The 11,950-nt window shown below is 43.0% G+C and carries 11 protein-coding genes; 8 read left to right on the plus strand and 3 right to left on the minus strand.

What is annotated here, in order from left to right; genetic code table 11:
* Nucleotides 1–32: 32 nt before the first annotated feature.
* The 3 genes from aroE to ribA all read right to left on the minus strand — a co-directional run bounded on the left by aroE (nucleotide 33) and on the right by ribA (nucleotide 2,628).
* Entirely contained in the window at nucleotides 33–821 is a 789-nt protein-coding gene (gene aroE / locus F907_RS13970) for a shikimate dehydrogenase (protein ID WP_032861793.1), read from the minus strand.
* 128 nt (nucleotides 822–949) lie between these two features.
* Nucleotides 950–1,894 carry an oxygen-dependent coproporphyrinogen oxidase gene (hemF, locus tag F907_RS13965; protein WP_016651503.1) on the minus strand — a complete coding sequence of 315 codons (945 nt, stop codon included), beginning with the start codon at nucleotides 1,892–1,894 and terminating at the stop codon, nucleotides 950–952.
* Nucleotides 1,895–2,025: 131 nt separating this feature from the next.
* Nucleotides 2,026–2,628 carry a GTP cyclohydrolase II gene (gene ribA, locus F907_RS13960; protein ID WP_005276022.1) on the minus strand — a complete coding sequence of 201 codons (603 nt, stop codon included), beginning with the start codon at nucleotides 2,626–2,628 and terminating at the stop codon, nucleotides 2,026–2,028.
* A 304-nt stretch (nucleotides 2,629–2,932) separates the two neighbouring features.
* Here ribA and dxs point away from each other — a divergent pair, with 304 nt between their 5' ends.
* From dxs to F907_RS13920, 8 genes are all read left to right on the plus strand, one after another.
* Entirely contained in the window at nucleotides 2,933–4,828 is a 1,896-nt protein-coding gene (gene dxs / locus F907_RS13955) for a 1-deoxy-D-xylulose-5-phosphate synthase (protein WP_016651504.1), read from the plus strand.
* 133 nt (nucleotides 4,829–4,961) lie between these two features.
* Nucleotides 4,962–5,792: an inositol monophosphatase family protein gene (locus tag F907_RS13950; protein ID WP_016651505.1), complete on the plus strand. Its 831-nt coding sequence runs from the start codon at nucleotides 4,962–4,964 to the stop codon at nucleotides 5,790–5,792.
* 589 nt (nucleotides 5,793–6,381) lie between these two features.
* On the plus strand, nucleotides 6,382–8,298 hold the full coding sequence (locus tag F907_RS13945; RefSeq protein ID WP_016651506.1) for a DEAD/DEAH box helicase: 1,917 nt from the start codon (nucleotides 6,382–6,384) through the stop codon (nucleotides 8,296–8,298).
* Between the two features lie 418 nt (nucleotides 8,299–8,716).
* Nucleotides 8,717–9,535 carry an ABC transporter ATP-binding protein gene (locus tag F907_RS13940; protein WP_016651507.1) on the plus strand — a complete coding sequence of 273 codons (819 nt, stop codon included), beginning with the start codon at nucleotides 8,717–8,719 and terminating at the stop codon, nucleotides 9,533–9,535.
* Nucleotides 9,532–10,311: a lipid asymmetry maintenance ABC transporter permease subunit MlaE gene (gene mlaE / locus F907_RS13935; RefSeq protein ID WP_005276038.1), complete on the plus strand. Its 780-nt coding sequence runs from the start codon at nucleotides 9,532–9,534 to the stop codon at nucleotides 10,309–10,311. Before F907_RS13940 ends, mlaE begins: the two co-directional genes overlap by 4 nt.
* Nucleotides 10,311–10,988 carry an outer membrane lipid asymmetry maintenance protein MlaD gene (mlaD, locus tag F907_RS13930; protein ID WP_005276041.1) on the plus strand — a complete coding sequence of 226 codons (678 nt, stop codon included), beginning with the start codon at nucleotides 10,311–10,313 and terminating at the stop codon, nucleotides 10,986–10,988. The genes mlaE and mlaD overlap by 1 nt, the downstream gene beginning before the upstream one ends.
* Nucleotides 10,989–11,007: 19 nt before the next feature.
* On the plus strand, nucleotides 11,008–11,640 hold the full coding sequence (locus F907_RS13925) for an MlaC/ttg2D family ABC transporter substrate-binding protein (RefSeq protein WP_005276044.1): 633 nt from the start codon (nucleotides 11,008–11,010) through the stop codon (nucleotides 11,638–11,640).
* Nucleotides 11,641–11,651: 11 nt separating this feature from the next.
* Nucleotides 11,652–11,939 (plus strand): STAS domain-containing protein, encoded by a 288-nt coding sequence (locus F907_RS13920; protein ID WP_005238532.1) that lies wholly within the window; start codon nucleotides 11,652–11,654, stop codon nucleotides 11,937–11,939.
* Nucleotides 11,940–11,950 lie beyond the last annotated feature (11 nt).

Raw genomic sequence — 11,950 nt, forward strand, 5'->3', positions numbered from 1 at the left:
GTGCAGGTTTTTTTTATTTTGTGTTTTGATGATTATAAAAAGTCTTTTAGCTCTGGTTTTACCCCATTCCAGATCGAAAATGCTTCAATTGCTTGACCGACCAGCATCCCAAAACCATCAGTAGAGGGAACTTGACGTTGTTTGGCCTGATCTAGAAAGCTTGAGGGTTTGCCATAGGCCATTTCATAAGCATGATGAAATACTAAATTTTCAGGGAGCTGAAGCGGATCACCAGTTAGGCTGGCAGAGGTTGCATTAATGACAAAATCAAACTCGCCAGTTAACTGATCTAAGCCAATCGCTTTAAGCTGAGTTTGTGGGACAGCATCTTTCAAATCTTTAACGAGTTGTTCAGCGCGGGCGAGGGTACGGTTGGCAATCACAATCTGTTTTGCACCTGCCTGCACCAAAGGGTAGATAACGCCACGGGTCGCACCACCTGCACCTAAAATTAAAATACGACTCGCTTTAAGTTCCCAACTTAAAGCCTGAATTGCAGCAACCAGCCCCTGACCATCGGTATTATCGCCGTATAGTTTGCCATCTTGCATCCATAAGGTATTGACTGCTTTGGCAATCTTGGCGCGTTCGGTCAGCTGATCGCAGAGCGCAAAGGCTTGTTCTTTAAACGGTACAGTGACATTCATGCCGACGCCATTCTGGGCAAAGAAATCTTTGGCAGCATTTTCAAAATCATCTAAGGGTGCAAGAATTTTTGTATAGTGAAGATCGACCCCAGTTTTTGCTGCGAATGCATGATGGAGTTCAGGTGAGCGGGATTGTTCAATCGGATTTCCAATTACAGCAAATTGTTTGGTCATAGTTTTACTCAAGACTTTTAAATGATCTGATTGTTCATAAACATCGGGACGTTTAAGTGTCGCTAAATATACGACAATCTCTAAGGATAAAAAAAGCACCTGATACAGGTGCTTTAGAATTTTGAACTTTATTGGCTTTTCAAACCCAACCAGTCTTGTGGCTTTAAATAATAATCGGTGAGACGCTTTTCTGCTGAGTCAGCATCCCATTCCGGGCGATACGACCAACCTGCAAGATTAGGTAAGCTGACCAAGATCGATTCAATACGGCCGCCTGTTTGTAAGCCAAACAAAGTACCGCGGTCATAAACCAAGTTATATTCGACATAACGACCACGACGATACAGTTGGAACTCACGTTGTGCTTCGGTATACGGCTGCTCACGGTGCTTTTCAAAAATTGGCAAGATCGCTGCTAAATAACCATTACCCACGGCTTGAATGTATTTAAAGCAGGTTTCGAAATCCCATTGATTTAAATCATCAAAGAATAGACCACCCACGCCACGCTGTTCATCACGATGCTTTAGATAGAAATAGTCATCACACCATTGCTTATGTTCCGCATAAACCGTGTCACCAAAGGGCTGACATAAGTCATATGCGGTTTGATGCCAGTTGAGAACGTCTTGTTCATCGGGATAGAAAGGGGTTAAATCAAAACCACCACCAAACCACCACACAGGATCCTGACCTTCAGGTTCGGCGATAAATAAGCGAACATTGGCATGAGAAGTTGGGATATTTGGATTTTTCGGGTGAATGACTAACGATACACCTAAGGCTTGTGCTTTCGCACCTGCGATTTGTGGATGACGTTCTGTTGCAGAAGCGGGCAGTTTACTGATGTTGATGTGGGAAAACATCACCCCACCTTTTTCAATCACTTCACCATTTTGCAAAACACGAGAGCGGCCACCGCCACCTTCGGTTCGTTGCCAATCATCAATGATAAACTCAGCGGTGCCACCACCTGCACGTTCCTGTTGCTCTAGTCCTGCACAAATCCGTGCCTGTAGATCGAGTAAAAACTCACGAACACGTTGAATATCAGCTGAAGTTGGATGCTGCATGATGATCCTTTTAAAGTGATCTAGGAATTATTGATATCAAAACATAAAATCCATAAAAAAAGTAAGGGATTTTTGTTTTCTACAATAAAAATCCCTTAACCGACTTATTTTTAAACGTTTTGTAAAGTGAATCAGAAGTCATCTTTTTTATAGAGATGATCCATGCGCTCGCGTTTAGTTTTTAAATATTGTTCATTGAACGGATTCCGACCCACAGTCAGCGGTACCCGTTCAACCACATTAATGCCGAGATCGGTCAACGCCTTCAGTTTGAGCGGATTATTGGTGACCAGTTTCACTTCTTTCACTTGAAGATGATCGAGCATAATACTGCACATATCATAGCGACGCGCATCAGCAGGTAGATTCAATAACAAGTTCGCATCAACGGTATCGTGACCTTGATCTTGCAAGGCATAGGCACGGATTTTATTGGTTAAGCCAATGCCACGACCTTCCTGACGTAAATATAAAATCACGCCTTGACCTGCGTCATTAATCAAACGTTGAGTCGCCTGTAATTGTGGTCCGCAATCGCATTTAAGCGAAGCAAAAGCATCACCCGTCAAACATTCGGAGTGGATACGCACCAGTACGGGCTTATCTGGAGCAGTTTCTAAACCTTTAGAAAGCGCCACATGTTCTTCACCCGTTTCAGGGTCTTGAAACACGGAAATATTGAAGTCACCAAAAGCGGTTGGTAGCTTTGATGTTGCAATAAATTCAATCGGCACAGAGAACTCACTATGATAATAAAAACAGTCTGAGTATAGCTTAATGTGTGAAGATTGCGTGAATTGGAATTTCTGATTTTTCACATAAGTTTTTCTTTTTCATATAAAGCACACAATAATGGTTGATAAACAGTGACATAATTCAGGATAATCTGCGAGCCAGTCATTAAGATTGACATGCAAATGTTCAGCACTGCGTCATTTGCACATGTGGCTGATTGAAGGTAGATCATATTTAATTGTATGATTGCCCCCATTTAACCCAGCTTCGGATTTGCCAGGCTTAAAAAGGCTTTGCCACATTATGTTGTATACCGAAATTCCAACTCAACGTCCTGTTACGCCATTGTTAGATGGAATTGACCATCCACAACAATTACGTCAGCTCGAACAAAGCCAACTTGAACAGGTGGCGGATGAGTTACGTCAATATATTTTGTATGCAGCAGGACAAAGCGGTGGACACTTTGGTGCAAATTTAGGGGTAATCGAACTGACGGTTGCCTTGCATTATTGTTTTAACACGCCTGATGATCGTTTGGTGTGGGATGTAGGCCATCAAGCTTACCCGCATAAAGTGCTGACAGGTCGCCGTGAACGTATTACCACCATTCGCAGCAAGGATGGCTTAGCCGCATTCCCTGCGCGTGATGAATCTGAATTTGATACTTTTGGTGTCGGTCACTCATCGACAGCCATCTCAGCCGGTCTCGGCATGGCATTGGCGCGTCGTTATCAAAAAGATCCATGTGATGTGGTGGCGATTGTAGGTGATGGTGCAATGACTGCGGGGATGGCCTTTGAAGCCATGAATGATGCGGTTGCACATGATGCTGACTTAATCGTAGTTTTAAATGACAATGATATGTCCATTTCTTGTAGTACCGGTGGTTTTGCCAAGCATTTGGCGGCGATTTGGGAAACAGGTCAATTGGTCAATGTGAATGAACAGGGTGAAGCCTATGTTCAGCCACATCCAAAGTGGACCTATAATTCGCGCTTACATCAATCTGCGACCGATGCCGCTGATAATTTATTTAAAGCAATTGGTTTTGATTATTTTGGTCCATTTGACGGGCATGATGTAGAACAGCTTGCACAAGTCTTTCATGCACTCAAAAAACGTAAAGGCCCTCGCTTAGTCCATATTTATACAAAAAAAGGCAAAGGTTTTGCGCCTGCGGAAGCAGATCCGATTACCTATCATGCGATTACTAAAATTGCGCCGACAGCTGCTGCGCCAGTAAAAAAATCGCCGCCTAAATATTCAGATGTATTCGGACAATGGCTATGCGATGAAGCAGCGCAAGATGAACGCTTACTCGCAATTACGCCTGCGATGTGCGAAGGTTCGGGCATGGTTAAATTTGCACAGCAATACCCTGAGCGTTTCTTTGATGTGGCCATTGCCGAGCAACATGCGGTGACTTTGGCAGCAGGTATGGCTTGTGAAGGTCTAAAACCTGTGGTTGCGATTTATTCGACCTTCTTGCAGCGTGGTTATGATCAATTAATCCATGATGTTGCCTTGCAGAATCTAGATGTTACTTTTGGTATTGATCGTGCAGGTTTGGTGGGTGAAGATGGCCCAACTCATGCGGGTGCGTATGACTATGCCTACATGAGAACCGTGCCAAACATGGTTATTATGGCGCCTAAAGACGAAAATGAATGTCGTCAAATGCTGCATACCGCGTATCTGTATAAAGGTCCAACTGCGGTACGTTATCCGCGTGGTGCAGGTACGGGTGTTGAAATTCAACAGCAGATGACTGCTTTAGACATTGGTAAAGCTGAAATCGTGGCTGAATTCAATCCAGATGCTGAACAACAGATTAGTGTCCTTGCCTTTGGTAGCCGTGTTGCAGCGTCTATTGATGCTGCTGAACAGTTTGCTCATAAGCATGCGATTGGTGTGCGTGTGGTAAATATGCGTTTTGTGAAACCACTAGACGAGCAAATTATTCGTGATCTTGCTGAAAGTACCCAATTGTTTGTGACGGTTGAAGAGCATGCGGTGATGGCAGGTGCGGGCAGTGCGGTGAATGAATTTCTGGCACAAGCACGTATTCTTAAGCCGATTTTGAACCTGGGTTTACCAGATAGCTTCTTACATCAAGCGACGCATCAACAAATGTTGCATGATTGTGGCTTAGATGGACAAGGAATTTTGGCTTCAATTGAACACGCTTGGTTTTAATTTATAAGTTCATGTAAAAGCGAAAATAATTTTTCGCAACATTTTTCCCCTAAAAGCGCTTATATTTGCTAGAATATACGCGCTTTTATGCATTATTCTTTGTCAAAATCTTCAAATTTGTAGTGGGTGTTCAATGGAACCTATGGTGGTTATGGCTGCGCGTGCGGCTCAAACAGTTGGTCAAGAGCTTTTAAAGGCACATCAGAATCGTCATAAACTCGATTTACAAGTTGAAGAAAAAGGCATTGATGGTCCAGTAACACGTGTTGATCGTTACTTGGAAGAATTGACAATTGAAACGCTTCGTAAAAGTTATAAAAACCACAGCTTCCTTGGTGAAGAGTTTGGTATGCAAGAAGGTAAAGGTCACGATGCAGATTGGTGCTGGGTGATTGATCCTTTAGATGGTACGCAAAACTTTATCAACGGCTTTCCGCATTTCTGTATTTCGATTGCTGTACAACATAAAGGTGTGACTCAACACGGTGTGATCTATGATCCAGTTCGTGATGAATTATTCTCTGCAAGCCGCGGTCGCGGTGCAGTCATGAATCAACGCCGTATTCGTGTCAATGTAAAAGAAAACTTGGAAAATACTTTCCTTGCTGTCGGTCATCCGTATCGTGCAAAGCGCAATGGTGAAGTCGTTTCTTATGCAGAACAGCATTTCGCTTCATTATTGGCTGTGACTAAAGCGGGTGCGCAAATCCGTCGTGGCGGTTCGGCTGCACTTGATTTGGCTTATGTGGCTGCAGGTCGTTTTGATGGTTTCTTTGAATTAGGCTTAAAACCGTGGGATATCGCTGCGGGTGAGTTAATTGTAAAAGAAGCAGGCGGTGTTGTGGTTGATGCGCGTGGTGGTAGTGAATCATTTGACAATGGTCAAGTGCTTGCATGCTCGCTTAAAATGTTAAAACCATTAATGCAAGCCGTTGTCCCAGCTTGGGGTGATGCTGCAAAATAATTTGTAGATTTCTAAAAAAGCCCTCAAAATTTGAGGGCTTTTTTGTTTTTGGAGAAATTTTTACAGATCCAGCGTGAACTTTTTTTGATATGAATGGTGATTAAAGTTCTGAAAATTATTTTAGAGCAATAATAAGATCCGATGGGTTGGTCTTTGAGTTTTAACTTGCTGATATTTTGAATTAAACAGTTAAAAACCTGTTGAATAATAGGTGTACATTTATTGGTGTGATTAAAGTTGAAAGGCAAATAAAAATCTATCCCAATAGAAAAACCAACTAAAAAACGTGACTTTTAAAATTATTCTGCTATAATCCGCCAACGCACTTAAATTCCAGTTCATTACCTGAACATTCAGTTCTATTCATATTAGCGCACGCTGTCCATAGAGAGGACCACATCTTGCGCCCAAATCGCTTAGCGATTCTTCAGGTTGAGGCAGTAATCAAGCGTGCGTTTAGTCCACATCGTCGTTATTCGGATCGCCGCTGAATTTCATCTATTTTCAGCTTGAGTCGCTTTGCCGCTTGTTGCCGATGTCTATTTTTTGTATTTATTAAAATGGAGCACCCTTTAGGGTGAAACTCTCTATGAGCAAAACTTTTGCCGAATTTTCTTTGCACGAAACTTTACAACAAGCCCTAGAAGGTTTGGGTTTTACTACGCCAACTCCTGTGCAAGAACAAGCGATTCCAGCTGCGTTAGAAGGAAAAGATTTATTGGTTTCAAGCCAGACTGGTTCTGGTAAAACAGCAGCATTCTTACTTCCTACATTAAACGCGTTAGCGGGTCAGGAAACTTTCGTGCCATTTAAAGAGCGCATGAAAGCTGTAACCCAGCCGACAATTTTAGTTATCTCTCCTACACGTGAATTGGCTCAACAAGTTAGCCAAGACGCGATTGCATTTGTACGTCACATGAAAGGTGTTCGTATTGCTGCAATTATGGGTGGTATGCCTTTTGGTAAACAAATCCAACAGCTTAAAGGTGCGCAAGTAGTTGTTGCGACTCCAGGTCGTTTACTTGATCTTGTAAACCGTCGTCAATTAAAGCTTGATAAAGTTGAATCTTTAATCGTTGACGAAGCTGACCGTATGCTTGATCTTGGCTTTGCTGAAGATTTAGAAGCGATTGGTGAATTAGCTGCTAACCGTAACCAAACGTTGATGTTCTCTGCAACTTTTGCAGATCGTATTATCCGTCTTGCTGAACGCATGATGAATGATCCACAACGTATTGCGATTGAAACGGGTCACAGCACCAACACTGATGTAACGCAAACATTACATTGGACTGATGGTTTTGAACACAAGAAAAAATTATTAACACATTGGTTGTCTGATGAGTCAGTAGACCAAGCTGTTGTGTTTGCAAGCACCCAAGAAGATACTGATATGCTGGCTGAAGAGTTGGCTGAAGCAGGTCACTCTGTTGTTGCGTTGCATGGTGCGATGCCACAAACAGTGCGTAACCGTCGTTTACGCAGCATCCGTGAAGGTCGTGCAAAAATCTTGGTTGCAACTGACGTAGCAGCACGTGGTTTAGACGTACCAACAATTTCACACGTAATTAACTTCGGTTTACCGATGAAAAACGAAGACTATGTACACCGTATTGGTCGTACAGGTCGTGCGGGTCGTACAGGTCAAGCTGTGACTTTAGCAACCTATCGTGAGCGTGGTAAAATCCGTGCTTTAGAAGATTACTTAGATGCACGTTTAAATGTATCTGAAATCGAAGGTTTAGAGCCATCTCCACCTCCTGCACGTTCAGGTCGTGATGGTGGTGGTCGTGGTCGCGGTGGTCGTGATGGCGGCGGTCGTGGTCGTGGTGGTTTCGGCGGTGGTCGTCGTTTTGAAGGTGAAGGTAACTTCAAACGTCGTGAAGGCGGTGATGATCGTCCACGTCGTAGCTTCGATGACAAACCTCGTGGCGAACGTCCATCATTTGGTGGTGAAGACCGTCCACGTCGCGAATTTAATTCAGATCGTCCACGCCGTGAAGGTGGTTTCGAAGACCGTCCACGTCGCGAGTTCAACTCTGATCGTCCACGCCGTGAAGGTGGTTTTGAAGACCGTCCGCGCCGCGAGTTCAATTCAGATCGCCCACGTCGTGAAGGTGGTTTTGATGATCGTCCAAAGCGTAGCTTCGGTGGTGAAGACCGTCCACGTCGCGAGTTCAACTCTGACCGTCCACGTCGTGAAGGTGGCTTCAATGATAAACCACGTTTTGATTCGAATGATGACAACCGTGGCAACCGTGTAGACTACAAACCACGTCGTGAAGGTAGCTTCGGTGACCGTCCAAAACGTGATTTTGGTGATCGTCCACAACGTGAAGGTGGCTTCGGCGACCGTCCAAAGCGTAGCTTCGGTGATGACCGTCCAAAACGCAGCTTCGGTGGTGATGATCGTCCAAAACGTAAGTTTGGTAGCGATGACCGTCCAGCGCGTAGTTCACGTGAAGAAACTTTCGGTGGCGACCGTCGTCGCAAAAACGATTTTTAATCGTTAAAAACCGATAAAAACAAGAAGCCAGTTGAAAAACTGGCTTTTTTATTTTGTCTCAGTCATGTAAAATCTAAAAAATGTGTACTAATTCAAACTTTATATAAGAAATGAATAAGATTGAGCAAAATAACAGTCTTTTGAGTCAAACGTGGTCTTTCATGTGTAGTGAAGGATTGCCGTGTCTATTTGTCATTTTGATGCTCTGTAATGGCTTATTTTTTGCTTATGCGCTTTTTGATACCAATCATTCAGACACGTATAAGGTGAGTTCACAACATACAATAAACCAAACCGTTTCAAAGAATAACTACATAAATTAAATAATCTTGATACATCGTTTATCAAAATAAAAACAAGCGTTTAATGTTTCAGTGTATAGTATGCGTGCATAAAAAGTGCAGGAATGAATGCCATTATGAATAACAAATCTCCTCTCGATAGCGAAGCCTTAATTGAAGTTAAAAACTTGAGCTTTAATCGAGGAGAACGCGTCATTTATGACGATATCAGTCTTAAAATTCGACGTGGTCAAATTACTGCCATTATGGGACCGTCGGGTACGGGTAAGACAACTTTATTGCGTTTGATTGGTGGACAACTCAGTCCTGACCAAGGTGAAGTCCTGCTTGACGGTAAAAATATTGCGGCCATGTCTCGTCATGAGTTGTTCGCTGCGCGTGCACGTATGGGCATGCTATTTCAGAGTGGGGCATTATTTACCGATATGTCTGCCTATGAAAATGTTGCCTTTCCGATTCGCGCACATACCCAATTGCCTGAGCACCTGATTGCAGAACTGGTTGCCTTAAAACTGGAATCAGTTGGTTTGCGAGGGGCTGAGAAATTGATGCCATCGGAGCTATCAGGCGGTATGAACCGTCGTGTAGCATTGGCACGTGCGATTGCACTTGATCCTGAATTGATTATGTATGATGAGCCTTTTGCGGGCCAAGACCCGATTGTAATGGGGGTCTTAACGCGTTTAATTCGTTCTTTACGCGAAGCTCTGGATTTGACGACCATTATTGTTTCACATGATGTTGCAGAGACGCTTTCAATTGCCGATTATATTTATGTGGTTGCAGAAGGAAAAATTCAGGGCGAAGGTTCACCTGAACAATTAAAAAATCATGCTTCTCCTTTTGTTCGGCAGTTTTTGACAGGTTCGGCTGAGGGCCCTGTTGAATATCAATTTACTCACCAAGCATATTTAGATAACGAGGTTCGTCCATGAATGCGATTGCCTGGTTAGGTAGACTCGTTATTGAGCGGATAAAGGGGATTGGTGCTGCGGCATTGATGCTCCTGCAAGTTTTATTTTCTATGCCATCGAAAGGTGGTTTTCAGCGCTTTATTTATCAGATGTATCGTGTAGGGGTCATGTCCCTGCTGATTATTGCAGTTTCAGGTTTATTTATCGGCGCTGTTCTTGGCTTACAGATGTATAGCATTCTTGTGACATTTGGTAGCGAGGCAATGCTCGGTACGGCAATTTCATTAACACTCCTGCGTGAATTGGCTTCAGTTGTTGCCGCGTTATTATTTGCGGGGCGGGCAGGTTCAGCTTTAACGGCTGAAATTGGTTCCATGAAACAGAGTGAACAACTTGCCAGTATGGAAATGATTGGGGTTGATCCACTTCGACAAATCGTGTCACCACGGTTATGGGCGGGGATCGTCAGTTTGCCGATGCTCACCGTGATTTTTGCAACTATTGGTATTGTTGGTGGCAAGCTGGTGGGTGTTGATTTTTTAGGTGCCGATGAAGGTTCGTTTTGGAGTGGAATGCAAAACAGTGTGCAATTCTGGCATGACATCTTCAATGGCACCATCATCAAAAGTATTGTCTTTGCTTTAATTTGTACATGGGTAGCGGTTTATCAAGGTTATGCTTGTGACCCAACACCAGAAGGGATTGCAACTGCGATGACCAGAACAGTCGTATATTCCTCTCTTTGTGTATTAGGTTTTGATTTCGTGTTGACTGCGGTCATGTTCGGAGGGATTTAATGAAATCACGTACTAGTGAGCTGGCCGTAGGTATTTTTGTCATTATCTTCGGTATCGCTCTATTTTTTCTTGCGATGAAAGTCAGTGGCTTAGTGGGTACTAATTTACGTGATAGCTATAGCATGACAGCGCAGTTTGATAACGTAAATGGTTTAAAACCACGTGCAAAAGTGACGATGAGTGGTGTGACCATTGGTCGCGTTGAATCGATTACATTGGATCCTGTGACACGTTTAGCAACAGTGAAATTTGATTTGGATGGTAAGTTGACCAGCTTTAATCCAGAACAGCTTAAAGAAGTTCAGAAGAATGCACTTGAAGAATTGCATTACAGCTCTGATTATCAACAAGCTGATGCTGCGAAACAAAAAGAAATGGAACAGCAACTTATTGCTAACATGACCTCCATTACAACTCTGGATGATGATGCTTATATCATGGTTGCAACCAATGGCCTGTTAGGTGAGAAATATTTGAAAGTTGTGCCAGGCGGCGGGATCAATTACCTGAAGCGTGGTGAAATGGTTTCAAATACTCAGGGTACAATGGATTTAGAAGATTTAATCAGCAAATTTATTACTGGTGGTGCTGCTAAAGCTACATCTAGCTCAACAACGACCGAAGGCTCAAGCTCGCATTCAGCTACTGCGAATGCGGAACCTTCATTTGTTGAGTAATTCAGATTAGGAGATTGAAGTGAATACATTATTGAAACAAACGCTAACAGCAAGCGTATTATCAACAATGCTTGCAAGTGCAGCATTTGCAGCACCAACTGAAACACCACCTGATTTTGTGAAGCGTGTGGCGGATGGTTTAATTACACGTTTAAAGGCAGATAATGCCAAATTACAGAACAACCCAGCGTTGGTGAGAACGATTATTCGCCAAAATCTTGATCCGTATGTAGACTCACAAGCGTTTACACGTATCGTATTAGGGACATACGCGAATAACCAATATACCACTGCCGCACAGCGTGCTCAGTTTGAGCAGAACTTCCGTGCAGTGATTATTGAGAACTATGGCGGTGCTTTTGCGAAATATACCAATGAAAGCTACACCATGCGTCCGTTTAAATCGACCAACAGTAAGAATCCTGTGGTGACTTTGGACTTCTTGCATAATGGCGAGAAAATTCCTGTATCGTTCCAGTTAACCGACAACGGTAGTCAGTGGAAAGTACGTAATATCAATGTGTCTGGTATTGATTTAGGTTTGCAATTCCGCAATCAGTTTGCTGCAACAGTGCAACGTAGTGGCGGTGATATCAATAAAGCGATTGCAACATTTAAACCAGATGCAGATGCTGCTGTTAGCAAAAAGTAAGTAGGTGACGGGTGATTCAGTATATTGATCAGCAACTTATCGTTTCGAAAACGATTAATTTTGCCAATGCAGAACAGATTTATCAGGCTGGCTTAAAGCATATTCAACAACATAAGAATTTTCCTTTAGTGGTTGATTTGTCTCAGTTAGAACAAGGTAATACTTTATCTTTGGCGGTATTGGTGCAATGGTTGCGTCAAACACCAGACAATAAAGGGCTGCATTTTAAAAATGTGTCTGAGAAAATGCTGAATATTATTCAGGCTTGCCATTTACAAGATGATTTGAAGCTCATTTAATCACAATCTTG

The sequence above is a fragment of the Acinetobacter colistiniresistens genome (assembly GCF_000413935.1).
Classification (GTDB): Bacteria; Pseudomonadota; Gammaproteobacteria; order Pseudomonadales; family Moraxellaceae; genus Acinetobacter; species Acinetobacter colistiniresistens.